We start from the raw sequence: 23,611 nt of genomic DNA on the forward strand, positions 1-23,611 counted from the left end.
ATCACTCCTTCACGCGGATGATGATGTTGAGATATTTGTCGACCTCCGCGCTGGAACCGGGCGGCACCACGGTGGTGGCGTCGACCTGTTCGATGATCGCGGGGCCCTGGAAGCTGAAGCCGCAGGGCAGGTCGTCGCGCTGGTAGACCGGAGTGTCGAGCCCGCTGCCTTCGAACCAGACCCGGCGCCGGTCGACCGGTTCAGGGATGATGCCGGTCGGCTCATGGACGGCAAACTCAGCCTTGGGAACGACGCCGGTGGCCTTCAGATTGAGGCGGAAGAAGCTGACCGGCGCATCGTCGCGGCGGAAATTGTATTCGCGCTTGTGTTCGGCGTGAAAACTCCGGACCAGATCGGCGATCGGGCCGATCGGGCGCGACGCGGTGACGGCAAGCGAGCGCCACTGGCCGCGATACATCATGTCGATCGACCGCTGCAGCACGATGTCCTGTGGCGCGACGCCCTCGTGGGTCAGCCGTGCCAACGCCTCCTTCTCGATCGCGACGAACTGCGCCTCGATATCGGCGGAATCGGCTTCATCGGCGTTGACCATGCAGCTTTGCGAGAAGTCATGTTGCATATCGACCAGCAGGCAGCCGAGTGCCGAGGTGACGCCGGGATTCGGCGGTACGATGACGACGGGAATCGCGAGTTCGCGCGCGACGTCGACACCGTGCAGGGCACCGGCGCCGCCGAAGGCGACCAGCGCGAAGTCGCGCGGATCATAGCCACGGCTGATCGAGATCAATCGCACGGCATCCGACATATTGGCGTTCGCAACCTTGAGGATGGCATCCGCGGCCTCGTGTAGGCCGAGGCCGAACGGCTTTGCGACGCCGTGCTCGACGGCCTGGTGCGCAAGCTCGGGATCGAGCGTCACCTTGCCGCCCGCAAGACTGGTGCCGAGCCGGCCCAGCGTGACGTTGGCGTCGGTATTGGTCGGCTGCGTGTTGCCGTTGCCGTAGCAGGCGGGACCGGGATGGGCGCCGGCCGATTGCGGGCCGTTGCGCAGCGAGCCCGCCGGATCGGTCCAGGCAAGCGATCCGCCGCCGGCGCCGATGGTCAGCACCTCGATCGAGGCAAAGCGGATCGGGTAACCAAACTCGATGTACCAGTCCTTGGTGATGCGCGATTGGCCTTGATAGGCCAGCGACACGTCGGTCGAAGTACCACCCATGTCGAGGCCGATGGAATTCGGGAAACCGCAGAGGCCGGCGATGTAACGGCTGGCGATGGCGCCGGCGGCGATCCCGGAGCCGGCCAGGCGCGCGGCGAAATCCTTGACGCTGGCCGGCGTCATGACGCCGCCGCCGGTGTGCAGCAGCAGCAGATCTCGGGTGTAGCCCTCATTGGCGAGACGGTCGCCGAGCCGGCTCGTGTAACTGACAACGACCGGGCTCACGACGGCATTGGCAACCGTGGTCGAGAACCGCTCGTGCTCGAAGATTTCGGGGAGCACCTGCGAGGAGATCGAGACCGGAATATCCGGCATTTCCGCCAGCAGGATCTCGCGCATCGCGCGCTCGTTCGCGCCGTTGAGATAGGCGTTCATGAAACATACCGCGACCGCGGCGACGCCGCGGCGCTTGAGGATGCGTGCGACCTTGCGCGCGGCCTCAACGTCGAGCGGCTGGATCACCTTGCCGGCAGCATCGATGCGTTCGGGGACTGTCAGCCGGTCGCGCCGCGGCACGTAGGGCTTGACGACGTCCTTGTAGGTGTCCCAGAGATCCTCCTTGTTGGCACGCCGGATCTCGATGACGTCGCGGAATCCCTCGGTGGTTACCACCGCCGTGCGCGGCAGCCGGCGCGTGATCAGCGCGTTGGTAGCGACCGTGGTGCCATGCGAGAACAGCGCCACCTTGGACAGGTCGATCCCGGCCTTGGAGACACCGCCCATGATCCCGTCGATGGGATCGCGCGTCGATGCGGTTTTCTCGATGCGGATGAGGCCCGTGACCTCGTCCATGATGCAGATGTCGGTAAAGGTGCCGCCGACGTCAACGGCAACGCGAAGGTTCTGCACGATACGACTTCCTTTCGAGCGCGAGCCGGCGAGGTCGCGACGTGGCTACGGGCTCGCCGGATCGAAGATCCGGTTGCCGCAGTCGCTCGGTTCGACCGGCGGATTTCCGCTGATGTCGTGAGGATTATAGGCAGCCGCTGACAGAGCGCTTGACGCTGAGCGCAGGAAGATTTGTGCCAGAGAGCATGATTCGTTGGATCGGTGCCTGCCCGGAGCCTTCGGTTCTGATCAAGTCAGGTCAGGGCTGAACCATGCGCGACGCGGCGCGCGCTTCGCTCGGCGTGCGGCCGAACCGGCCGCGGTAGTTGCGGCTGAATTGGGCCTGGTCGCCGAAGCCCCAATGATAGGCGATCTCGGAAATGCTCTTCCGGCATTGTGGATCGCGCAGCATGGCATCGCACATCAGGAGGCGCTCGGTGCGGATGTAGGTGCTCACGGTGACGCCTTCGCCTTCGAATATCTGGTGCAGATATCTGAGCGATATTCCGCAGCCGTCCGCGACCATCTGTGGCGTCAGCCGCATGTCGTCGAGCCTGCCGCGGATGAAGTGCTCGCAGCGATGGAGGTGAGCGTTGCGGATCGAGGACGAGTGTCCCGCCAGCACGCGCTCGTCGGACTCGACCGCCAGCGCCAGGAGATCGATGAGATGCTTGCCCATCATGGCGCGCGCGGGCTCGTCCATCTCCTCGATGCGCTCGCCGGCGAGGCGCAGCGTATCGACGAAGAGCGCGCCGACACTACGGCTGCAGTCGAATTGCAGCGTCGCGAGGCGTTCGGGGCGGGAGATCCGTGCCTTCAGCACCGCGCTCGGGACCTTCAGCACCCAGAGCGCGGACGGGTCGCGATGGCTGAACTCGTACGGCAAATGGCTGCGCTCGATCAGGAAGGCGCCCGGCCGGCACAGCACCTCCTTGCCGTCCTGCGCGAAGCGGATTTCGGCAAGCTCCGGCACCGTGATCAGGAAACACTCTTCGCGTTCATTGAGCAGATGGCGCTCATGCCGCTTGTAGAGCAGCCCGTCCGACATGTTGCGGGAAACCGAAAGAGGCCCGAGCGACCAGGCGCCGAGGCTGCCGTTGAAGTCGTGCCCACCGAGGAAACGAAGGTCGAGCGAGAAATAGGTGTCGGAGACGACTTGCTGCCAGTACTGTCGGCGTTGGTGTGCGGGAATGTCGTTGGTCGCGTAAGTGGTCTGCATCTTGCGCTCCGTCACTGCCGTCGACTGCGGGGTCTTGCCTTCTCTCCTCGCGGACCGTGCAACTCTCGTGCCCGAACGAGAGAGGTAGGAGCTCGCACCGAGTTCTTGTCATGTTCTGCGCACCGCGCGATCAGATCTTGCTCCTGAGACACAGAATGACGACATCTGCCGCCGAAACAAGCGTGCCGAACGGAATCCGTCCGCCACGCTGCATCTTGTCAAAGCAGTGCCTCGGCGCAATCACGCCAACGAACTGCGCAGCTGCGCCAGCAGTCCGGCACGGTCGTGGCGCGCCGCAAGTGCCTGCTCCATCCCGACCTTGACGAACCTGACCGGCGTGTTGGGTTGAAGCTGACCGATCAGGTCCATGTCCGCCGCGATGACCGTACCGACCATGAAATAGCCGCCACCCGACACAGCGTCGCGATGCAGAACGATCGGCTCGGTGCCGCCGGGCACCTGGATCGAACCGTAGGGATAGCAGGCATCGGTGATGTTGGATGGATCGGAGCCGGCCCCGAAGGGAGGCTCACGCGGTACGAATTCGAGTGGCTTGCCGCCCTTGAATCGGTAGCCGATCCGGTCCGCCTCCGGAGCGACCTTCCAGGTATCCGAGAAGAAACCGCTACCGGCAGCCTCGGTGAGGCGGTGCCAATAGAGTCCCGGCATGGCGCGCAACTCCGTCGGCATCCCGGCCGGCATGCCGCGCAATTCCTTCGCGATCGAGCGGCCTTCCTTGACCGGCGCTGCGGATGTGCCGATCGCTAATTCATCGCCGGCCTCGATCTTGCGGCCCTTGAAGCCGCCGAGCGCGCCAAGCGCGTAGGTCGAACGCGAGCCGAGAACGACTGGAACGTCGATGCCGCCGGCGATCGCGATGTAGGCACGCGCGCCCTGTTTGAGGAAGTCGAACGACAATTTCTGGCCGCGCTTCACCTTGAAGCTGGTCCAGGTCTCGCGCGGCGCACCATCGAGCTTTGGCGGCAACTCGGCTCCGGTGACCGCGATCAGGGCGTCGTCGGTGAATTCGAGCTGCGGTCCCATGAACACGGCTTCGAGCACGGCCGCACCTTCGTCATTGCCGACCAGCAGATTGGCCGCCGCAAGCGCGTGACGGTCCATGCCGCCGGAGAGCGGAATGCCGATATGATAATAGCCGGGACGTCCGAGGTCCTGGACGGTGGTCGCAAGACCCGGTTTCAAGACCTTAATGGGCATGGAGAACCCCCTCGAGCTTGCGATTATAGGCATCAATATCGTTGTTGAATTCGGTCAGCGAGAACGAGACGTCACGGATCACGGGTGCGAAGCGGCCGGCGTCGACATCCTCGACAGCGGCGTCGTAAGCAGCCCGGTCGATCGGCTTCCACTTCACGATGTCGCCCGGCCGGAACAGGCACATGAAGTCGCGGAGATAGCTGATCTTCTGGTTGGGATCGTAGATCGGCATCGGCGTGATGCCGAACATCTGGTAACCGCCGGCGCCGCGCACCGAATAGATGCAGCTGAAGCAGCCGCCGTGCCCGACAGTGAGCCTTGGCGTGTCGGTGCGAGGGCGCAGATATTTCGGGGCCTGAAGCTGCCGCTTGCGCTCGACCATCTGGTAGAGGAAGGGCAGGCCGGCGACGAATCCGACCATCGAGACGAACCACGGCGCGCTGGAATGCGCCTTGATGAATGCGTCGACGCTGTCGAGGTTGTTGATGCGCGCCGCGTATTCGAGATCGGTGCCAGCAGGGGCCTGATGGCGCTCGCGAAAGCGCATCAGGGTCTCGTGCGTCCAGGGATCGTTGTAGAGCACGGGGATCTCGATGATCCGCGTCTTGATGACCGGCTCGGATTTCTCAGTCGACGAATCCAGCCGCTTCAACTCGGCGAGCATGTCGTCGGGCTTGATCTGATCCGGATCGAACTTGATCTGATAGGAGGCGTTGGCCGGACAGATCTCGGTCACGCCCTTGATCTTGGCCTCGCGCACCGCGTTGGTGACGAAGAGGCTCTTGAAAAAGGCCTCCAAGGACATCGATTCGTCGACCTCGGCAAAGATGTGCTCGTCGCCGCCGAAGGAAAATCTGGTTTGCATGGGACTGCGGCCTCCTGTTGCTGACGGGGCGGGTTATGGGGTGAGCTTGACGGACGGTGACGGCGTTGCCGCCGCAAGCGCCTCGGCATGCGCGGCGAGCCATGGCTCGAGCCAGGCGGTGTGGAAACGACCGGCCTGCACGTCGGGGTCGCGTGCCAGCGCCTGGTGCAGGGATTTGGTCGTCGCCAATCCATCGACCTCAAGCTCGGCCAGCGCACGGTCGAGCCGCGCGATTGCGCTCGGCCGATCTTGGTCGTGAACGATCAGTTTTCCAAGCAGACTATCGTAGAACGGCGGCACCGTGTAACCGGCATAGAGCATGCTGTCAAAACGGACGCCATCGCCGCCGGGAATGTTGAGGGCGCTCACCGTGCCCGGGTTCGGCAGGAAGCCCTTCGCCGGATCCTCGGCATTGATGCGGACCTCGATCGCATGTCCCTTGACCCGCACCTCATCCTGGCGGATGCGCAACGGCTCGCCGCCGGCGATCCGGATCATCTCGATCATCAGGTCGATGCCGGTCACCATCTCTGTCACCGGATGTTCGACCTGGATGCGGGTGTTCATCTCGAGAAAGTAGAATTCGTGGCTGCGATCGTCATAGAGATATTCGATCGTGCCGGCGCCGCGATAGTTCACCGCCTTGGCGAGCGTGACGGCTGACGCGCAAAGTTGTTCGCGAACCGCCGGCGTCAGCGACGGCGAGGGCGCTTCTTCCCAGACCTTCTGACGGCGGCGCTGCAACGAGCACTCGCGTTCGAAGCAGTGGATGACGTCTTTCCCGTCGCCCAGCACCTGCACCTCGATATGACGGGCGCCTTCGACCAGTTTCTCGACATAGAGGCCGCCATCGCCGAACGCCGCGAGCGCCTCGGCTTGCGCCTGCGGCATCAAATGATGAAATTCCTCGGCGGTGCGCGCGATGCGGATGCCGCGTCCGCCGCCGCCGGCCGCGGCTTTGATCATCACCGGAAAGCCGGTGGTCTCGACGAGCGCGAAGGCTGCCTCGGCGGAGTCCAGGCGTCCCCGGCTGCCCGGGACGGTCGGGACGCCGGCTGCTGCGGCGGCCTCACGGGCTGCGACCTTGTCGCCCATCAGGCGGATCGATTGGGCCGTGGGGCCGACGAAGATCAGGCCCGCGGCCTCGACGGCGGCGGCGAAATTGGCGTTCTCCGCAAGGAAGCCATAGCCTGGATGAATCGCGTCGGCGCCGGCGGCGCTGGCCGCGGCGAGGATCGCTGCCTGGTTGAGATAGGATTTCGACGCCTGCGGCGGACCGATGTCGATCGACTCGTCGGCGAGGCGGACGGCCAGCGAGTCCTTGTCGGCCTTGCTGTAGACCTGCACGGTCGCAATGCCCAATTCGCGCGCCGCACGAATGATCCGAACGGCGATCTCGCCGCGGTTGGCGATGAGGAGCTTCTTGATCGTCATCTCAAACGTCGATCTCGGCGATGGGCTGGCCGGCCATTACGGCTTCCTCATTCTCCACCAGGAAACGCGCGATCTTGCCCGCTGCGCCCGCCTTCACCTCGTTGAATGATTTCATCACCTCGATGAGACCGATCGTGTCGTCTTCCGTGATGATGTCGCCATCGGCTTTGTAGTCCGGTTTGTCGGGCGCGGGCTTGCGGTAGAAGATGCCCGGTAGTGGCGAGAATATCTGCTGGGTAGCCATGGAATACTCCTCGTGTGTTCGTTGCGACCGTCGCTGCGCGATGCGTCAGGGGGCCGTCAGATAGGGACGGACGGCTTCGCGAACTGCTTCCGCGATCGCCACGGCGTTGGGCGTGTCGGAATGGATACAGATCGAATCGGCCCCGACGACGATGTCATTGCCGGCCACCGTGCGCGTCTTGCCCTCGTTCACCGCGCGGGTGCAGCGCGAGGCCGCATCGACAGGATCCTTGGCGTCATGCTCGCGCGTGATGATAAGGCTGCCGTCGGCGTTATAGTCGAGATCGGCGTAGTATTCGGCGACGAAGGTGTGGCCGCGGCGCTCGTAGACCTTTTGATGCAGCGTGCCCTTCATGCCGAGCAGCGGCACCTTGTAGACGTCGGCGGCGTCGGCGATCGCCTCCGCGATCTCTTCGTTGCGGGATGCCATGCCGTACAACGCACCGTGCGGCTTGATATGATTGAGCGGCATGCCTTCCGCATCCAGGAACGCCTTGAGCGCCCCGATCTGATAGAGCAGACAATTGGCCAGCTCTTCGCGGTCGATCTTCATCTCCCGGCGCCCAAAGCCCTGGTGGTCCGGCAGCGACGGGTGCGCCCCGACCTTGACGCCATGCTGCCTCGCCAGTTGCACGGTCTTGCGCATGTGATTGAAGTCGGAGGCGTGGAATCCGCAGGCGACGTTGGCGACGTCGATGTGGGGCATCAGAGCCCTGTCATCGCCCATTTTGTAGAGGCCGTAGGCTTCGCCCATGTCGCAGTTAATAACCACCATCTTTCATCATCCTCCCGTTGTCGTTCTTGCGGGTTGTTGTGTGATCCGAGGGAGCCGGGCCGCCCGCGGATGCGACGAGGCATCCGCGAACGGCGCATGGCAAGCTTACTTTGAGCGCTTACTCTGAGAGCTCACTTGGAGACCAGGTAGTCGACCGGGATCTTTTCCGAGATTGTCCACTGATCGACCACCTTCGGCTTGCCGGCCTCGGTGTCGACGATCAGGTAGCGGCCCTGGTTCTGGTGGTGGAGGTCCTTGGTGAAGGTGCGCGGTCCGAACAGCGTGGGCTCGTTGTTCATCTTCTCGAGCTCGGCCACGACGCCTGCGGCGTCCGTCGTCTTGGCGCGTTCGACCGCCTTGGCCCAGACGTCGATCAGGACATAGCCGGGATAGACGTACTGGCTGGACGGATCGCCGCCGGTCACGTCCTTGTACTTCTTGTTGAACTCGTTGACCTTCGGGTTCGGATCGTCGCCGTAGACCGAGCCTTGCACCGGAACGTAGAAGTTCGACAGATCAGGTACGGCGTTCAGCCAGTAGCTGCCGTCGACGCCCGAGCCGTTGAGGATCATCGACTTGATGCCGGCGGCGCGGATCTGCTTGATGGCGGAGACTGCGCCCGGCATCATCGTGCATAGCATGATGGCGTCGGGTTCCCTCGGCAGACTCTTGATGCGCGTGATCTGGGATGCGATCGAGGCATCGTCGTTCTTGAACGTGTCGCTGCCGACGAGCTTGGCGTCCTTCAGATGCGGCATTTGCCAGTCGAAGCCGTCGCAGATGCCCTTGTTGTAGACGGTCCAGCTGTCGAGCAGCCGGTAGAAGGTGCGAGCGTTCTTCTTGTTGTAGGCCCATTCGGACATCGTCGCGCCCTGCACGGCCGCCAGCACCGAGGCTGAGAACGAGGAGGGGCCGACACCGGGGATGCCGGCCTTGATCGATTCGGCACACAGGAAGAACGAAACCTTGCCGGCCGCCTGCGCTTGTAGCGCCGCGGGCGCGCCAAAATCGTAGTCGCAGGAAACGATGACGAGTTCGGCGCCCTGGTCGAGCACCGCAAGCCCGGCCTTGGCACCTTCGGCCTGGTCGGTCTTGGTGTCCGCAAACACCGGCTTGATCTTCTTGCCCAGCAAGCCACCTGCCTTGTTGATCTCGTCGATGCGGATCAGGGCGGCATCCTGGGCAGGCTTGTCATAGGCCTGCATGAAGCCGGATGCGGCGGTGGCGAATCCAACGACGATCTCGTCCGCGGCGTGAGCCGGCGTGAACCACAGCGTGGCGGCGCCGGCCAGTATCCCAAGTATTTTATCGAAACGCATTGTCCACTCCTCCAATGATGTACGGTAGTTCAGTTGGTTTCCTTCAGCGCCGTCTGCACGGGCGGTGCGAGACGCCGCTGCTGAAGCGGCCAGTTCCGCCACGAGAATTCCCGGTTGCGGGTGAGACCGCTCGGCAGGTAAATCAGGATGACGATCGTGATGATACCGATCGCGATTTCCTGGGCGCCGTTCGGCAGCGCAACGGTCAAGCCGCCGAGGCTGACGCCCTTTTCGAGGTCGCGAAACAGCTCGATCAGCACCGAGATTGCGACCACGCCGGCAACCGCGCCGCTAAGGCTGTACATGCCGCCGACCACCAGCATCGACAGGGTAATGAAGGTGGTGCGCAGGTAGAACGAGCCTGGATTGACGATGCTCAGGAAGTGGGCGTAGAACGCGCCCGCCAGACCGATGATGAACGCGCTGACGACAAAGGCGACCAGTCGCTCCCGCACGATATCGACGCCGGAGGCTCTGGCGGCCACTTCCTCGTCGCGCGCGGCACGCAGTGCAAGTCCCGAGCGGGAGATCGAATAGAGGTAGGCCGTCACGATGGCGACCGCGGCGCCCAGCCATCCGATCCAGACGTTCATGGTCGGGGGAATTCCGACGATCGAGCCTTGCCCACCGGTGACGGAATCCCAGTTCGAATAGACGTTGTTGACGACGCCGAGCAGGCCGAACGTGGCGATCGAGGCGGCAATCCCTGATAACCGCATGATGATGCGCCCGACGATCAGCGCAAACAGCGCCGCGAATACGCCCGAGATCGGTGTGGCAACCCACATCGGCAATTGCGTGTGCAGCAACCACGCCGGCAATCCCCTGAGCGTGATCGACTTCATCACTGGCGGAATGGTCAACCATGCCGTCATGTAGGCCCCAAGGCACATGAAGTTGATATGCCCGAACGACAGCAAGCCGGAATTGCCGACGAAGGCGTAGAGCCCGACCACCACCATGATGTTGATGAACATCTCGATGGCGGTGCGGTTGAAGGCACGGCTTCCGAATTGATAGCTCAACGCCGCCATCGCGAGCAGCACCGCGATCAGTATGATCGGGGTGACGATCGTTTGCCGGATGACGGATGGCGGACGCGACATCAATCAGACTCTCTGCTTGGCGGATTTGGGGGCAAACAGGCCCTGCGGGCGCACCAGCAGGACCACGATCACCGCGCCATAAACGAAGGCATCGCGGAACACGCGGGCGTCATGCGGCAGGGTGGCCTGAAATACGACGCTTGCGGCGCCGATCAGGAAGCCCGCGGCAACCGCGCCGGGCACGCTGCCGAGCCCACCGATTACGGTCGCAATGAAGGCGATCAGCATGACATTGGCGCCCATGCCGATATCGGCGGTACCGGAATTGGTGGCCAGGATCAGGCCGATCGCCGCCGCCAGCATGCCGCTGATGGCAAACGCGAGCAGAATGACACCATTGGCGCGCACCCCGAGCATGCGGGCCATGGTGAAATTCTCGGCGGCGGCGCGCATCTCGAGGCCATAGCGCGTGTGCTTCAGGAACAGCACCAGCACGGCCAGCACCACCAGTGTGATGATGATGGTGACGACCTGCAGCATCGGAATGTGGGCACCGAGAAACTCCACCGGCAGGCCAAGGCTAGGCCACAGCGTGATCGACTTCGGGCGGCTCGAATAGAGCAACAGCAGCAGGTGCCGGATCACGAAGCCGAGCGCGAAGGATGCGATCATCATGGTCGCCGGGTTGGCGTTGCGGAAGCGGCGGAAGACGATCACCTCCGACAACATCGACAGGCCGGCGCCGACGAGCAGCAGCAGCGGAATCAGCAGATAGAACGGCAGCTGGCCGGCGAACACGATTGCCGTGGCATCGACCGACGGTAACAGCATCGCGAACACGCAGAAGGCAATGAAGTCGCCATGTGCGAAATTCACCAGGCGCATGACGCCGAAGACGGCCGCGATACCGAGCGCGCCAAGTGCATAAAGACTACCCAGGCTCAACGCGTCGAAGACGATTTGCAGGACGGCGGTCATCGTCTAATGGTCCCCAAAGCCGAAATAGGCCTGTTTCAGCCGTTCGTCCTTGACCATGTCTGCGGCGTCTCCCTCCAGCACGATGCGGCCGCCGCGGATCAGGATCATCCGTCCGCCGGTCATCATGGCGCGCGCCGAGCTTTGCTCGACGATCAGGAGGGTGAGCTTGCGCTGCGATCGCAGCCGCATCAGGATCTCGTAGACCTGGTCGATGATCTTGGGCGCAAGGCCGAGCGAGGGCTCGTCGATCGCCATCAGGCGCGGGGCGGCCATCAGGGCGCGGCCGATCACCAGCATCTGCTGCTGCCCGCCAGACAGCATGCCGGCGGTGGTGTGGCGGCGCTCCGCCAACATCGGGAAGTCCTGGTAGACCGACTCGAGATCGTCGGCGATCTTTTTGCGGTCGGCACGCATGCCGGTGCCGACCCTCAGATTTTCCTCGACGGTCAGGCCGCCGAACACGTTGCGCCCTTCGGGCACCAGCGAAAATCCGCGCCTCGCGATCTCCTCCGGTGCGGCGCCGGTCACTCTTGTGCCGTCCAGCGTGATGGTGCCCGTTGCAGTTGGAACGACGCCGGCGATGGCATTCAGCAGGGTCGACTTCCCGGCACCGTTGGGGCCGGTCACGAACAGGATCTCGCCTTCGGCAATTGCCATTGTGACGCCGCGCAAGGCGGTGAGGCGCCCATAACGCACGGTGATGTCGTCGACATCAAGCAACGTCATGACGCCGCGGCCTGTTCCGCGAGCGCCGGGATGATCTCATCCCGTTGTGTGCCCATATAGGCATGGCGGACCGCGTCGCTGCGGCGGATCTGGTCCGGCGTGCCGACCTCGATGATCTCGCCGGAATCGAGCACGAAGATGCGTTCGCACAATTCGAGCACAAGCCCAATATTGTGCTCGATCAGGAGGACGCCGACGCCGAGTTCGCCGGCGATCCGCTTGATGACGACGGCCAGATCGTGGCTCTCATGCTCGGACATGCCGGCTGCGGGTTCGTCGAGTAACAGATAGCGTGGCGTGCACATGATGGCGCGGCCGATGGCGACGCGGCGTTCGTCGGTATAGGGCAGGGCGCCGGCGATCGTGGCTGCGAGCGGCGAAATGCCGAGCCAGGCCAATACTTGCCTTGCTTCCGTGATCGCGTCGCGCCGGCTTTGGCCGAGGCCGACGCCCGTCACCTCGAGGTTGTCGATAACAGGAAGATCGCGGAACAGTCGTCCCGATTGAAACGTGCGCGCGACGCCCATGCGCCGCAGCTTGTGCGGGGCGATGCCGCCGATCGCGTCACCTTCCAGTTCGACCGTTCCAGTGCCGACCGGCTGGAATCCGGTCAGGACATTGATAAGTGTGGTTTTTCCCGCGCCATTGGGCCCGATCAATCCGGTGATGCGGCCGCGCGGCACGGCAAGGGTCACGTCCGAAAGCGCTTTCAGACCCTCGAATTGGACGCTGACGTCGCGAGCGGCCAACTCCAAGCCCTGGGAAGTCATCGAGATGCCGTCTCCCGCGTGAACCAACGATTGATTTTCGCGTCGCGGAGGGGGATTGTAAAACTCGAAAAACTAGTCGCTGATATCGGAAAAATTGATGGCTCTGACTTTCCGTCAGGTTCGGCATTTCATTGCTACCGCGGAATCCGGAAGGGTTTCGGCGGCTGCGGCTGGGCTCAATGTGACGCAGTCGGCCGTCACGGCATCCATCAAGGCGCTCGAAGCCGATCTCGGCCGTAAGCTGTTCGACCGGCATTCCAACGGTGTGACACTCACCGTCGACGGTCAGGAATTCCTGCAGCGCGCCCGCGCCATCGAGGCCAGCGTGTCGGATGCGACGCGGGGGCCGCATCGCTGGGGAACCCAGGTCGGCGGCACCGTCGACGTCGCGGTCAGCTACACGGTCGCCGGCTATTTCCTGCCGCCGCTGTTGTCGCGCTTCTGGCGATCGTTTCCCGGCATCACCGTGCGGCTGCACGAATTTCAGCGCGATGCGATCGAGCAAAGCCTCGTCAAGGGCAGCGTCGATGCCGCGATCATGCTGGTCTCTAACCTGCACGATCGGCGCAGCATTCATTCACGCTTGTTGTTGAAGTCTCCGCGGCGTCTGTGGACCTGCGCCAATCACCCGCTGTTGCACAAGGACAAGGTCACGCTGGCCGATGTTGCCGCCGAGCCATATCTGATGCTGACCGTCGACGAGGCTGAACGTTCCGCGATGCGCTACTGGCAGCGTACGTCGTACGTGCCCAACGTCACCTTCCGTACCCTGTCCGTGGAAGCCGTTCGCAGCATGGTCGCGACCGGAATGGGTGTCACGATCCTGTCCGATGTAATCTATCGGCCTTGGTCGCTTGAAGGACACCGGATCGATGTCAAAGTGCTGGATGATGACGTTCACACCATGGACGTTGGCCTTGCCTGGAAAAGCAAGTCGCGGCTTTCTGCGGCGGCGCGTGCCTTCTGCGAGTTTGTCTCTCACGCCTATCCAGGATCGGAGCCGGTCCAGTTCGATTGAAGACGACGGTTCGGCAGGAAGGTGCCGGCGCTCTAAACAGCGCTGGCGATAAGTTCGAAGGATCGCAGCCGAGTTGGATGATCGTAGACATCGGACACGATCATGAGTTCGTCGGCGCCTGTCTCTGCGACGAGTGCATCGATGCCGGAACGAACCGTCTCGGGCGAGCCGACGATGGACCGCGCCAGCATCCGCATCGCCTGCGCCTTTTCCGCTGATGACCAGTAGCTTTCGATGTCGTCGATCGGCGGCTGGCTGAGGCCGCGCGCGCCGCGGAAGATGTTTGCGAAGGACATCTGCTGCGTCGTCGCCAGCCTGCGCGCTTCGTCATCGCTGCCGGCGGCGACGATGTTGACACCGACCATGGTGTAGGGGCGGTCAAGCTGCTCGGACGGTTTGAAGCGGTTGCGGTAGATTTGTAACGCCGGGATGAGTTCGTCGGGCGCGAAATGCGAGGCGAATGCGTAGGGGAGCCCGAGTTCGGCGGCCAGCATCGCACCAAAATGACTCGATCCGAGAATCCACAACGGGACTTCGGTTCCTGCAGCCGGCACGGCCTGGATGCGTTGATTTGGACCGGCCGGCGCCAGGAAGGCCTGCACCTCGAGAACGTCCTGCGGGAAGTTCTCGGCGGCTTCGGGCGTGCGGCGCAAGGCGCGCAGTGTGAGCTGGTCGGTCCCGGGTGCGCGGCCGAGTCCGAGGTCGATGCGGCCTGGAAACAAACGCGCCAACGTCCCGAACTGCTCCGCGATGACGTAGGGGGCATGGTTGGGGAGCATGATACCGCCGGCACCGACACGGATGGTTTTTGTTCCTGCTGCGATATGACCGATCACAACCGACGTCGCGGCGCTCGCGATACCGGCCATATTGTGATGCTCCGCCACCCAAATGCGGCGATAGCCCCAAGCCTCGGCATGAACAGCAAGATCACGGGCGTTGTCGAGCGCGCCGCGCGCATCGGTCTCCTGAGTGACGCGGACGAGATCGAGGATAGACAGTGCCGTCATAGGAGCTCCCGAACCAAATCATGTGCTGGGATGACGCCGCGAGCGGTGCTCGGCCGCGTTCAAGCTGGTCCGAAACGGCAGGCTTCATCCGATTCCTACATCCCATATGGATACGGCCGCCATGCGGGTCAATCCGCTGAGCAAGGGAGTTGGGGATGAGAGGCGGTGCCGCGGAGGCGGCCCGCTTGCGCTTTTCATACCCAGCCGCCGTCCACGATGTAGTGCTGTGAGGTGCAGGCCGATGCTTCGTCGGATGCGAGGAACACGGTGAACTTCGCGATCTCGTCCGGAACGAGTTTCCTCTTCAGGCACTGGCGGTGCATAAGCTCATCTACACCGGCCGGCGTTAGCCACTTCTCGATCTGGCGCTGGGTCATGATCCAGCCGGGCGCGATCGCATTGACGCGAATGTTGTAGGGGCCGTAGTCGCGCGCCAGCGAGCGGGTGAGGCCGATCACGCCGGATTTGCTGGCGGTATAGGCGGCCATACCCCCTTGTCCCGCGATCCACGAGACCGAGCCGAAATTGATGATCGCGCCGGCGTTGGCCGCCTTCATGTCCGGCAGGACCGCCTGCGCGGCGAAGAATTGATGTTTCAAGTTCACAGCGATGCGGTCATCCCAATACTCCGGCGTCACCTCCTCCGTCGGATGCCGTTCGTCATGGGCGGCGTTGTTGACGAGGATATTGATCGGACCGTGAGCTTTGCGTGCATCGGCGATGCCGGCGCGGAGTGCTGCGATATCGGTGAGGTCGACATTCAGGAAATGCGCGCTGAGACCCGCGCCTGACAGCTCGCGCGCGAGGCTGGTACCTTCCTCGGCTTTGATGTCGAAAAACACGACAATGGATTTCTGCTGCGCGAAGCGCCGTACGATCGATTCGCCGATGCCCGAAGCGCCGCCCGTGACGAGAACGACCTTGCCGGCGAGATCTGAATATATGGCTGCCATGATTTCCTCTCAAACCGCGGTAGGTACGCCTACCTGCGCGCCGGTAGAACGGCTGCTGCGGACTTTAGCTAGTCCGCCTATGAGATGTATAGATCAGAATTCGCGTCGGAGTCTGGTTCCCGAGGCGAGGGGGCACTAACACAATCTTGTGCCCAGGGATCATTGATGGAGCAAACGTCCGTGACGTCAGGCGTGTTTGTCGAGGCGGCGCTTGAGCAAGGTCAGGTGCTGCAGCAGATCGGACTGCGCGACGGGTGACAGTTCGCCGATCAGCGCAATCACCCACTCCTCGTGCCGGCGTGCCATCCGGCCGAATTCCTTGGCGCCGTCCTGCGACAGTCGCAGACGGAAGGTGCGGCGATCCTCGGAATCGACCTCGCGATGGATCAATCCGTCGGCTTCCAACTTCTGTACCAGCGCGGTGATGGCGCCGTTCGAGACCATCAAGAGGTTGGAGACCTCGGACATGCTTGCACCTTCGGGCTTGCGCGCGAGCTGCGCCAGCAGGTCGAAGCGGGCCAGCGTGGTGTTGAACTCCTTGCGCAGCCGTGCATTCAGCGACTTCTCAATTCGGGTCGCGCAGGAGAGCAGTCGCAGCCAGATGCGCAGCTCGAGATGGGCGCCATCGGACTCGTGCGCCGGCTCGAGCGGCTGCAACGGCGGCGGACGTGCGCTCTTCGGGGATCGAAGCTTTCGTTTGACCGTGGCATCCATGGCTGCGTCTCGCCGAAGCTAGATGGAAATCGACCCGATGCTGGCGCCGCCGCAGACATAGAGCGTCTGCCCGGTGATGAAGTCCGCATCCGGTGAACTGAAGAAACTGACCGCGCGCGCAACGTCGATGGATTTGCCGAGACGGCCAAGCGGGATCGCCCGCGCCAGCGCCTTCGCACGTTCGGATTCGACCGACATCACGCTCTCGAACATCTCGGTATCCGCGATCGGGCCGGGCGCGACGACATTGACTGTGATCCCGAAGGGAGCGAGCTCCAGCGCCCAGGTTCGTGCCATGCCGATGATTCCGGCCTTGGTGGCCGAATAGACCGTGCGGGTAACGGCCCCGAGCGCCGCACGGGACGACAGCAGCACGATGCGGCCAAAGCGCGCTTGTTTCATGCTGGGCAGTGCCGCCTGCGTCAGCGCAATTGCGGCGCCAAAATGCAGCTGGGCCAGGGCGCCGACATCCTCGTCCTCGACCTCTTCCAGCAGCTTGGCGCGGATCGCGCCGGCATTGTGCACGACATGGGTGATCGCAACCTTGGCGGCGATTTCAGCGGCCACCTGGCGCGTCGCCGTGGCATCGAGCAGATCGACTTCATACGCGGAGAGTTTTGGATGGCTCCAGTCCGGCTTGCGCCGCGACACCGAGATCACCGCGTATCCTTCGGCGAGCAGGCCGCGCGCGATCGCGGCTCCAATGCCGGTATTGCCGCCGCTGACGATCGCTGTGTAATCGGTCACGCTTATCATTCCTACATAAAAAGCTGGATGTTGCCGAAGGCCGCATCGCAATTGATCAGGTCGACCCGCTTCAGCTTGATCTTCAGCCTGCCGTTCTCGACACTCAGATGATGCGTGACCCAGGCCGCATAGAGCGTCTGCTCCTCCAGGCGGGTTTCGACATAGTGAATCGGAGTCCAGGTGACGTAGCTGTTCGCCGCAGCGTCACGCGAATCGACTTGCGGTGTCTGCAGCACGTGATGGCAGCGGCTCTTCGGCTTCTGGCTGAAGGTCCGGGCGCCCTTGAGCCGCTCGACCCGGATCGAGAGCAGCAGCTTGTCCTCGTACATCAGCGAGCAGGTCAGCCGGGGATCGGTTTGATTCCATTCCAGAGGCATCCAGTAGAAGGCGTCATCGGCATACATGTCGAGCCATTCGTCGAAACGCTGCTGATCGATCAGCCGTGCCTCGCGGACGACGAAGTCGATCAACTCCTGATCGGTAGGAATTGCATTCACAACAGGCGCATCGGCAACCATGCTCATGTCACATCCCCATCGTCATGAACTTGGTCCAGGCCCGGAACTGGTGACGCATCGGCCACTCGCTGGTGCCGTTGATCGCCACATTGGTCTGCCCGGCCTCGTCGGGACTGTAGAGGCGCTGCAGATTGACCCACTCGATGCCGTTCGAATGCAGGCCCTCCTGCGCGCGTTCATACATTTCGAGATCGTCATGGCCGACGATCGAAGTCGGCGCATTGATCAGGCGGTTGTACATCAGCGTGCGCTCGAGCAGCATGTCGGGTGCGTCGACGAGCTGGAACGTCCAGGACTCGACCAGCGTCTTGTTGGCCGCGATCGGCTTGAATTGCCGCAGCAGCTGGATCGGCCCCTTGATCATGATGTTGGGGAAATAGACCGTGTTGTGCCGGTTCTCGTCCAGGATCGCCTTGGCGCGGGCCTCGCCATAGGCCGCCGTCATCTTGTCGAAATAGCCCGGCACCGCCGAATAGTCGGAATGGATCGAGTGATGCACGCCGGTGTGGCCGTGGCCGTTGTCCCAGATCCGGATGCCCATGTTCTCGAAGAACTCGTATGGGCTCATGAAGGGGGCGATGATCTCGACCGCCATCGGCTTCTTGGTGCCTGGAGGCGCCTTCTTCCAGACATCGACCGCGGTTCCGGCGGAGGACTCGTGCGCCACCATCGGGTGGCAGGTGTCGGTCTGGTTCTCGACCAGCATCTTCCAATTGCAATTGTGCATGTACCGCAGCACGCCGCCGGCGACCTTGAGCTGGCCGACCGGCGACCGGTCAACCATATTGTCGAGGCTTGAGAGGCTGTCACCGAAGAATTCCTCGAAATCGAGGCCGCTATCGTTGATCTTCGCGAACACGAAGCCGCGATAGTTTCTGACATGGCGCACCGGCGCCATGCCGGGCGCGGCATGGCTTTTCTCGAAGCCGGTGTTCTCGTAGCCCTTTTTCAGCGGGATCGCGAGCAGGGAGCCGTCGGTCTTGAAGCTCCAGGCATGGTAGGGACAGCGGAAGAACTTTCCGGTGTTGCCGCAGGTCTCCGAGGTGATGCGCGTGCCCTTGTGGGGGCAGCGGTTGTGCAGCACGCGCACCGTGCCGTCGGTGTGACGGACCAGCAGCACCGGCTGCGTGCCGATCGTGGTGCCGAAATAGTCGCCAGCGTTGGGGACCTGGCTGTCGTGACCGACATAGACCCAGCTGTTCGGGAACATGTGCTCCATCTCGAGCTGGAACACCTCCTCGCTGACATAGACGTCGCGGTGAACCTCCTGGTCGCGGACCAGGTCGCGGATCGCCGCGGAGTTGCCGGCATATCTGATCATGCGTTCCTCCATCACAGGTCGAGCACGAGCCGCTTGGTCTTCGCGCGCGAAATACAGATCTGCATCACCTTGTTCGACGCCCGCTCGCTTTCACTCAGGATATAATCGCGGTGGTCTGGGATCCCCTCGATGATAGCGGTCTGGCAGATCCCGCAATCGCCGCGCTTGCAGTCATGGATCGGGTCCTCGCCGGCCTCGAGCAGCACGTCGAGGATGGTCTTGCCGGCGGGAATCTCAAAAACGCGGCCGCTGCTCTTGAGCTCGACCTCGAACGGGGTATCGCCGGATTTCTCCTCGGGCGCGGTGAAGATCTCGAAATGCAGCCGTCCCTGCGGCCAGTCCATCCGTTTCGCCAATGCAATGGCCGCCTCGATCATCGGCAGCGGTCCGCAGAGGTAAAGCGGAACGTCGGGAGCGAGCCGCGTCATCAGGCCCTCGAGATCGAAGAACCGGCCGGCTTCGTCGTCTGCATGGATGGTCGCGTTACCGGAGGCCAGCCGTTCGATCTCGCCGAGGAAGCCAAGCTCGCTGCGGCTGCGGCCGGCGTAATGGAACGAGAACGGCCGTTTCGCGGCGCTCAGCTCACATGCCATCGTGAGCAGCGGCGTCACGCCGATGCCACCCGCGACCAGTGCGACTTCGCCTGCGCCGGAACCGAGTGGGAAATTGTTCGCCGGCGGCGAGATCGTCAGGTGATCGCCGGACTTGAGACGATGCATATAAAGCGAGCCGCCCTGGCTCTTGCTTTCCTGCAGCACGGCGATGCGATAATGGATCGGATGTTCGACGGCCCGCGGTGAACCCGTCTCGATCAGCGAATAGGAGCGCCGGCCGACGTCGGGCATATGGACGTCGATATGGGCGCCGGCCGCCCAGCCCGGCATCGGCGCACCATTGCTGCGCGCGAGCACGAATTCGCGGATGCGCGGCGTCAACGCCTCGGTCTTCGACACCACGACTTCGAATTGGTCCATCCTCAGGCATCCTCGAACAGCGTCTCGACGGTGCGCAACGCGCCGTCGAGCTCGGCGCCATCGGCGTCCTTCAGCGCGACCTTGATCAGCCGCTGCACCCATTCGGCGGCGTCGGGGCGGCCGGCCAGCCGCTCGGACGTAAGCATGACCTTGTCGAATTTCGATTCACCGCGGGAGTGGGTGTCGGAGTAACCGGCGACGAGACGGCGCGCCTCGCAAACGGCGGTCGCGAGCGCGAGGTCATGTGCGGCGAATTTGCGGATGCGTTGCGTCCAATCTTCGAGGTGGCGCATCTCGCGGGCATGCCGCAGCGAACCGCGGCGGAACCGGCGCAGGCCTGCGATGCAGTACAATGTCAGGAAGGCCGATGGCGCGGTGGTGCGGAGTTTGCGTCCGCGATCAATCAGTCGCGCGAGCCGCTGGCTGCGTTCGAGGCGTTCACCAAGCCGCCGCGGCAGCATCCCGGCCATTTCCTCGATCCGAGGATGGAAGAATTCGGTGATCGCGAGCACCTGATCGTCGCCGGCTCGCGCCTCGCGGCGAACCCGGTCGAACCGCCCCGCACGCGTCTTGAGATCGGCGACGCGGATGACATCGTCATAGGCCATCGCGATCGCAAGATATTTGGCGAACGCCTGCAACAAGCCGATCGCCTCGCGCGGCATCGCTTCCAGCCGGTCGAGATACTCAGCCCCATAGGCGACGTCCTGATAGTCGACCACGCGCTGCAGGCCGGCCGCGACAATGCCGTGAGCCTCGGCCGGCAATTGCCGCGCCCGCGCGACAAGCGCGTCGTAGCCGGCGTGGCCGATCGGCGCGAGCTTTGGAAAGTGCTTGGCCAGCGGCGGCTTTACCGTGGGCTTGATCTTTGGGTCCTGCTTGAGCGTGGCGGTGGCACGCTCGCGGCCGACGGCGAAGGCGCGGAGGCTGGCATCGACACCGACGCCGGCGGCCCGGATCGTGGCTTCGAAATCCTCTGTCGCAAAGGGCAGTGCGCCGGAGCCCGCCAGCGCACCGAACAGCACCGAGGAGACCACGCTGCCGGTGGCATCGGCGATCTCGGCCATGTCGAATGCGATGAAGCGATTGGCCGCGACGTTTGCCGCCTCGTAGACCTGCGAGGCGTCGGCGGTGCCGTCGCCGGGCGCTGTCTTTTCACTCACGGCCAGCGAGCGGTGGGAGGAACCGATCAGGAGCGTACGGTCGGGCGAGACCAGCCCGCGCAGGATGGCGCGGCCGGCCTCCATCAATTCGGCGCCGATGACGATATCGACCTTACCCGGGGCCGGCATCAGCGACAGCACGGGATTGCGGTCCGGCTTGCTCGTGTCGGGCGCGATCATCTCGATGTAGTAGATCGTGGCACCGGTGCGCTGGGCGACACCGGGCACCGACGTCGATTGCGCGAACCAGCCGCGGTGCTCGGCGAGCGCCACGATCCAGTCGACCAGCACGCCGCCGCCCTGACCGCCCATCGCGAGCACTGCGACGCTGATGGGGCGGGCCTGGCTGAGGCCAACGGAGGTGGGCGCGACCGAGACGTTCATGCCGCCTCCTGCTCGAACGTGACCCGCCGTCCCGCCCGCCAGCGCTGCAACGCGCCGATCATCCGCTGCCAGATCCGGTCGAGCCGCGCCTCGAACGCGGTCGGATTGGAAACGACATCGGCGCGATAGAACGAGGGGCACAGCACGGCCGCGTCAGCGATCTCGCCGCAATGTCCGCAGCCGACGCACGTGTTGTCGACGGCCGCGACCGGATTGTCCTTCAGGGGATCGGTGGTCGGCTTCACCGACAGCGACGGGCAGCCCGACAGGCGGATGCAGGCGTGATCGCCGGAGCAGGTGTCTTCATCGACACCGAAACGTTCGCGCACGATTCGCTCACCGCGTTTGGCGGCTGCGGCCACCAGCGGTTTTACGCGGCGCTGCTTGTTCAGCATGCACTCCGACGAGGCGACGATGATCTTGGGTCCCTTTTCCTTCGTCGTCAGCGCTTCACGCAGGGTGTCGCGCATGTGCGAGACGTCGTAGGTGTGGTCGATCTGGCGCACCCATTTGGCGCCGACGCCCTTCACCGCCTCGACGATCGGGTGCTTGGTCGAACGCGACCGGTTGTCGGCGCGCGAGGAGGGGATGTCCTGGCCGCCGGTCGCGGCGGAATAGAAGTTGTCGACCACGACGATCACACCGTCGTGCTGGTTGAACACGGCGTTGCCGACGCCGCTGGTCAGCCCGTTGTGCCAGAAGCCGCCGTCGCCCATCATCGAGATCGAGCGTTTTCCTGCGGGAACATTGAAGGCCGAGGCCGATGCCGGACCGAGCCCGTAGCCCATCGTGGTGGCGCCGATATTGAACGGCGGCAGGATCGAGAACAGATGGCAGCCGATATCGGCGGCGATATGGTGCGGGCCGAGCTCCTTCTCCACGAGCTTCATCGCGGAAAAGATCGGCCGTTCCGGACAGCCGGTGCAGAAGCCCGGCGGCCGCGGCGGCACCACGTCGGCCAGCGCGCGGATCTTGTCGTCGACCTCGACCCGGTCGATGTTCGGCGCGCGCGCGGAATCCGGCAGCGCGTCAGAGCGCCAGCGGCGGATGAAGGCGCCGATCGCCGCCCCCATCACCTGCGACGTGTATTCGCCGGCCATCGGGAACAAGTCCTTGCCATGGAGCTTGGCCGGAATGTCGGCATTGCGCAGGATCTTGTGTAGGGACTGCTCGATGAATTCCGGCTGGCCCTCTTCGACCATCAGCACGGCCTTCTTGCCGCGGCAGAACTCGATCACCTCGCGGTCGACGATCGGGTAGGTCACGTTCATCACATAGAGCGGCAGCCGAGTTTCGCCCCAGATGTCGGCAAGCCCGGCCTCGCGCAGCGCGGTGATGACGCCGTTATACATGCCGCCCTGCATGATGATGCCGATATCGTCGATATCACCGTCAAATGTTTCGTTCATGCCGCGCGCGTGGATGAATTCGACCGCCGCGGGCCAGCGCTGCTCGACCTTCTCCTTCTCGTGCATGAACGAGGCCGGCGGCAGCACGATCCGGTTGGTGTCGCGCGACGGCTGCTCGAGCGCGCGGGACAGCGGAAAGCTGGGGCGGACGTTGTCGCGGGTGGCGAAGCGACCGTGGACATGGCAGGCGCGAATCCGCACCTCCAGCATGACAGGCGTATTCGACGCCTCTGATAGCTCGAAGGAATCGTGCACGGCCTTGACGATCGAGGCCACGTTGGGCCGAGGATCGACCAGCCAGAGCTGGGACTTCATCGCAAACGCATGCGAACGCTCCTGCATGATGGAGGAGCCCTCGCCATAATCCTCGCCGATGATGATCAGCGCTCCGCCGGTCACCCCACCCGAGGACAGATTGGCGAGTGCGTCGGACGCGACGTTGATGCCGACCGGCGCTTTGAACGTAACTGCGCCGCGGATCGGATACATCACGGAGGCGGCGAGCGTGGCCGCCGCGGTCGCCTCGCTGGCGCTGGTTTCGAAATGCACGCCAAGATCGGACAGGATGTCCTGCGCGTCCGACAGCACGTCCATCAGGTGCGAGATCGGCGCGCCCTGGTAGCCGCCGACATAGCTGACGCCGCATTCGAGCAACGCCTTGGTGATGGCGAGGATGCCTTCGCCGCGGAATTCCTGGCCGGCGCCGAGCTTGAGGTCTTCCACCTCGCGCGCGAAAGAGCGTTCTGCCATGCTCGTCTCCTCGGCCTCATCAGGAACTTGGGGCGACCGAATATAATTTTAG

At 63.7% G+C, this 23,611-nt stretch carries 22 protein-coding genes; 1 reads left to right on the forward strand and 21 read right to left on the reverse strand.

Going from position 1 to position 23,611, the window contains the following annotated elements; genetic code table 11:
- Position 1: 1 nt before the first annotated feature.
- The 12 genes from UP10_RS30995 to UP10_RS31050 all read right to left on the reverse strand — a co-directional run bounded on the left by UP10_RS30995 (position 2) and on the right by UP10_RS31050 (position 12,598).
- Positions 2-2,026, reverse strand: coding sequence for a hydantoinase/oxoprolinase family protein (locus UP10_RS30995; RefSeq protein ID WP_044590997.1), 2,025 nt, complete (start codon positions 2,024-2,026; stop codon positions 2-4).
- Between the two features lie 238 nt (positions 2,027-2,264).
- A complete protein-coding gene (locus UP10_RS31000; protein ID WP_044591029.1) occupies positions 2,265-3,224 on the reverse strand; it encodes an AraC-like ligand-binding domain-containing protein in 960 nt (319 codons plus the stop codon).
- A gap of 240 nt (positions 3,225-3,464) precedes the next feature.
- Positions 3,465-4,442, reverse strand: a complete 978-nt coding sequence (locus UP10_RS31005; RefSeq protein WP_044590998.1) for a 5-oxoprolinase subunit C family protein — start codon at positions 4,440-4,442, stop codon at positions 3,465-3,467.
- Positions 4,432-5,307: a 5-oxoprolinase subunit B family protein gene (locus tag UP10_RS31010; RefSeq protein ID WP_044590999.1), complete on the reverse strand. Its 876-nt coding sequence runs from the start codon at positions 5,305-5,307 to the stop codon at positions 4,432-4,434. The genes UP10_RS31005 and UP10_RS31010 overlap by 11 nt, the downstream gene beginning before the upstream one ends.
- Positions 5,308-5,340: 33 nt before the next feature.
- On the reverse strand, positions 5,341-6,741 hold the full coding sequence (locus UP10_RS31015; protein ID WP_044591000.1) for an acetyl-CoA carboxylase biotin carboxylase subunit: 1,401 nt from the start codon (positions 6,739-6,741) through the stop codon (positions 5,341-5,343).
- A 1-nt stretch (position 6,742) separates the two neighbouring features.
- Positions 6,743-6,985, reverse strand: a complete 243-nt coding sequence (locus UP10_RS31020; RefSeq protein ID WP_044591001.1) for an acetyl-CoA carboxylase — start codon at positions 6,983-6,985, stop codon at positions 6,743-6,745.
- Positions 6,986-7,030: 45 nt separating this feature from the next.
- Positions 7,031-7,759, reverse strand: a complete 729-nt coding sequence (locus tag UP10_RS31025) for a LamB/YcsF family protein (protein WP_044591002.1) — start codon at positions 7,757-7,759, stop codon at positions 7,031-7,033.
- A 131-nt stretch (positions 7,760-7,890) separates the two neighbouring features.
- Positions 7,891-9,078: an ABC transporter substrate-binding protein gene (locus tag UP10_RS31030; protein WP_082077318.1), complete on the reverse strand. Its 1,188-nt coding sequence runs from the start codon at positions 9,076-9,078 to the stop codon at positions 7,891-7,893.
- Positions 9,079-9,107: 29 nt separating this feature from the next.
- Positions 9,108-10,184 (reverse strand): branched-chain amino acid ABC transporter permease, encoded by a 1,077-nt coding sequence (locus UP10_RS31035; RefSeq protein WP_044591003.1) that lies wholly within the window; start codon positions 10,182-10,184, stop codon positions 9,108-9,110.
- A 3-nt stretch (positions 10,185-10,187) separates the two neighbouring features.
- Positions 10,188-11,102, reverse strand: coding sequence for a branched-chain amino acid ABC transporter permease (locus tag UP10_RS31040; protein WP_044539756.1), 915 nt, complete (start codon positions 11,100-11,102; stop codon positions 10,188-10,190).
- A gap of 3 nt (positions 11,103-11,105) precedes the next feature.
- On the reverse strand, positions 11,106-11,828 hold the full coding sequence (locus UP10_RS31045; RefSeq protein ID WP_044591004.1) for an ABC transporter ATP-binding protein: 723 nt from the start codon (positions 11,826-11,828) through the stop codon (positions 11,106-11,108).
- Entirely contained in the window at positions 11,825-12,598 is a 774-nt protein-coding gene (locus tag UP10_RS31050) for an ABC transporter ATP-binding protein (protein ID WP_044591005.1), read from the reverse strand. The genes UP10_RS31045 and UP10_RS31050 overlap by 4 nt, the downstream gene beginning before the upstream one ends.
- Before the next feature lie 97 nt (positions 12,599-12,695).
- On the opposite strand from UP10_RS31050, the gene UP10_RS31055 reads away from it, so the two are divergent.
- The gene (locus UP10_RS31055) at positions 12,696-13,616 is read left to right on the forward strand and encodes a LysR substrate-binding domain-containing protein (RefSeq protein ID WP_044539753.1); all 921 of its coding nucleotides are present in this window, start codon (positions 12,696-12,698) and stop codon (positions 13,614-13,616) included.
- A gap of 32 nt (positions 13,617-13,648) precedes the next feature.
- Here the strand turns inward: UP10_RS31055 and UP10_RS31060 are convergent, their stop codons facing one another.
- The 9 genes from UP10_RS31060 to UP10_RS31100 form a co-directional block, all read right to left on the reverse strand.
- On the reverse strand, positions 13,649-14,626 hold the full coding sequence (locus UP10_RS31060; RefSeq protein WP_044591006.1) for an LLM class flavin-dependent oxidoreductase: 978 nt from the start codon (positions 14,624-14,626) through the stop codon (positions 13,649-13,651).
- A gap of 194 nt (positions 14,627-14,820) precedes the next feature.
- Positions 14,821-15,579 (reverse strand): SDR family NAD(P)-dependent oxidoreductase, encoded by a 759-nt coding sequence (locus tag UP10_RS31065; RefSeq protein WP_044591007.1) that lies wholly within the window; start codon positions 15,577-15,579, stop codon positions 14,821-14,823.
- Between the two features lie 186 nt (positions 15,580-15,765).
- Positions 15,766-16,293 (reverse strand): MarR family winged helix-turn-helix transcriptional regulator, encoded by a 528-nt coding sequence (locus tag UP10_RS31070; RefSeq protein WP_050043856.1) that lies wholly within the window; start codon positions 16,291-16,293, stop codon positions 15,766-15,768.
- A gap of 18 nt (positions 16,294-16,311) precedes the next feature.
- Complete coding sequence (locus tag UP10_RS31075; protein WP_245321969.1) at positions 16,312-17,040, reverse strand: SDR family NAD(P)-dependent oxidoreductase; 729 nt, start codon at positions 17,038-17,040, stop codon at positions 16,312-16,314.
- A gap of 11 nt (positions 17,041-17,051) precedes the next feature.
- Positions 17,052-17,564, reverse strand: coding sequence for an aromatic-ring-hydroxylating dioxygenase subunit beta (locus tag UP10_RS31080; protein WP_082077319.1), 513 nt, complete (start codon positions 17,562-17,564; stop codon positions 17,052-17,054).
- Between the two features lies 1 nt (position 17,565).
- Positions 17,566-18,879, reverse strand: a complete 1,314-nt coding sequence (locus tag UP10_RS31085) for an aromatic ring-hydroxylating dioxygenase subunit alpha (RefSeq protein WP_044591032.1) — start codon at positions 18,877-18,879, stop codon at positions 17,566-17,568.
- A gap of 11 nt (positions 18,880-18,890) precedes the next feature.
- Complete coding sequence (locus tag UP10_RS31090) at positions 18,891-19,853, reverse strand: PDR/VanB family oxidoreductase (RefSeq protein ID WP_044591009.1); 963 nt, start codon at positions 19,851-19,853, stop codon at positions 18,891-18,893.
- 2 nt (positions 19,854-19,855) lie between these two features.
- Positions 19,856-21,400: an indolepyruvate oxidoreductase subunit beta family protein gene (locus UP10_RS31095; RefSeq protein ID WP_044591010.1), complete on the reverse strand. Its 1,545-nt coding sequence runs from the start codon at positions 21,398-21,400 to the stop codon at positions 19,856-19,858.
- The gene (locus UP10_RS31100) at positions 21,397-23,559 is read right to left on the reverse strand and encodes a thiamine pyrophosphate-dependent enzyme (protein WP_044591011.1); all 2,163 of its coding nucleotides are present in this window, start codon (positions 23,557-23,559) and stop codon (positions 21,397-21,399) included. The genes UP10_RS31095 and UP10_RS31100 overlap by 4 nt, the downstream gene beginning before the upstream one ends.
- Between the last annotated feature and the right edge of the window lie 52 nt (positions 23,560-23,611).

The organism is Bradyrhizobium sp. LTSPM299 (assembly GCF_000938235.1).
Taxonomy (GTDB): domain Bacteria; phylum Pseudomonadota; class Alphaproteobacteria; order Rhizobiales; family Xanthobacteraceae; genus Bradyrhizobium.

What these genes read in the sequence shown, in the direction of transcription:
- UP10_RS31000 (WP_044591029.1), bottom strand. Translation starts at nt 3,224, where the DNA reads ATGCAGACCACTTACGCGACCAACGACATTCCCGCACACCAACGCCGA.
- UP10_RS31005 (WP_044590998.1), bottom strand. Translation starts at nt 4,442, where the DNA reads ATGCCCATTAAGGTCTTGAAACCGGGTCTTGCGACCACCGTCCAGGAC.
- UP10_RS31010 (WP_044590999.1), bottom strand. Translation starts at nt 5,307, where the DNA reads ATGCAAACCAGATTTTCCTTCGGCGGCGACGAGCACATCTTTGCCGAG.
- UP10_RS31015 (WP_044591000.1), bottom strand. Translation starts at nt 6,741, where the DNA reads ATGACGATCAAGAAGCTCCTCATCGCCAACCGCGGCGAGATCGCCGTT.
- UP10_RS31020 (WP_044591001.1), bottom strand. Translation starts at nt 6,985, where the DNA reads ATGGCTACCCAGCAGATATTCTCGCCACTACCGGGCATCTTCTACCGC.
- UP10_RS31025 (WP_044591002.1), bottom strand. Translation starts at nt 7,759, where the DNA reads ATGGTGGTTATTAACTGCGACATGGGCGAAGCCTACGGCCTCTACAAA.
- UP10_RS31030 (WP_082077318.1), bottom strand. Translation starts at nt 9,078, where the DNA reads ATGCGTTTCGATAAAATACTTGGGATACTGGCCGGCGCCGCCACGCTG.
- UP10_RS31035 (WP_044591003.1), bottom strand. Translation starts at nt 10,184, where the DNA reads ATGTCGCGTCCGCCATCCGTCATCCGGCAAACGATCGTCACCCCGATC.
- UP10_RS31040 (WP_044539756.1), bottom strand. Translation starts at nt 11,102, where the DNA reads ATGACCGCCGTCCTGCAAATCGTCTTCGACGCGTTGAGCCTGGGTAGT.
- UP10_RS31045 (WP_044591004.1), bottom strand. Translation starts at nt 11,828, where the DNA reads ATGACGTTGCTTGATGTCGACGACATCACCGTGCGTTATGGGCGCCTC.
- UP10_RS31050 (WP_044591005.1), bottom strand. Translation starts at nt 12,598, where the DNA reads ATGACTTCCCAGGGCTTGGAGTTGGCCGCTCGCGACGTCAGCGTCCAA.
- UP10_RS31055 (WP_044539753.1), top strand. Translation starts at nt 12,696, where the DNA reads ATGGCTCTGACTTTCCGTCAGGTTCGGCATTTCATTGCTACCGCGGAA.
- UP10_RS31060 (WP_044591006.1), bottom strand. Translation starts at nt 14,626, where the DNA reads ATGACGGCACTGTCTATCCTCGATCTCGTCCGCGTCACTCAGGAGACC.
- UP10_RS31065 (WP_044591007.1), bottom strand. Translation starts at nt 15,579, where the DNA reads ATGGCAGCCATATATTCAGATCTCGCCGGCAAGGTCGTTCTCGTCACG.
- UP10_RS31070 (WP_050043856.1), bottom strand. Translation starts at nt 16,293, where the DNA reads ATGGATGCCACGGTCAAACGAAAGCTTCGATCCCCGAAGAGCGCACGT.
- UP10_RS31080 (WP_082077319.1), bottom strand. Translation starts at nt 17,564, where the DNA reads ATGAGCATGGTTGCCGATGCGCCTGTTGTGAATGCAATTCCTACCGAT.
- UP10_RS31085 (WP_044591032.1), bottom strand. Translation starts at nt 18,879, where the DNA reads ATGATCAGATATGCCGGCAACTCCGCGGCGATCCGCGACCTGGTCCGC.
- UP10_RS31090 (WP_044591009.1), bottom strand. Translation starts at nt 19,853, where the DNA reads ATGGACCAATTCGAAGTCGTGGTGTCGAAGACCGAGGCGTTGACGCCG.
- UP10_RS31095 (WP_044591010.1), bottom strand. Translation starts at nt 21,400, where the DNA reads ATGAACGTCTCGGTCGCGCCCACCTCCGTTGGCCTCAGCCAGGCCCGC.
- UP10_RS31100 (WP_044591011.1), bottom strand. Translation starts at nt 23,559, where the DNA reads ATGGCAGAACGCTCTTTCGCGCGCGAGGTGGAAGACCTCAAGCTCGGC.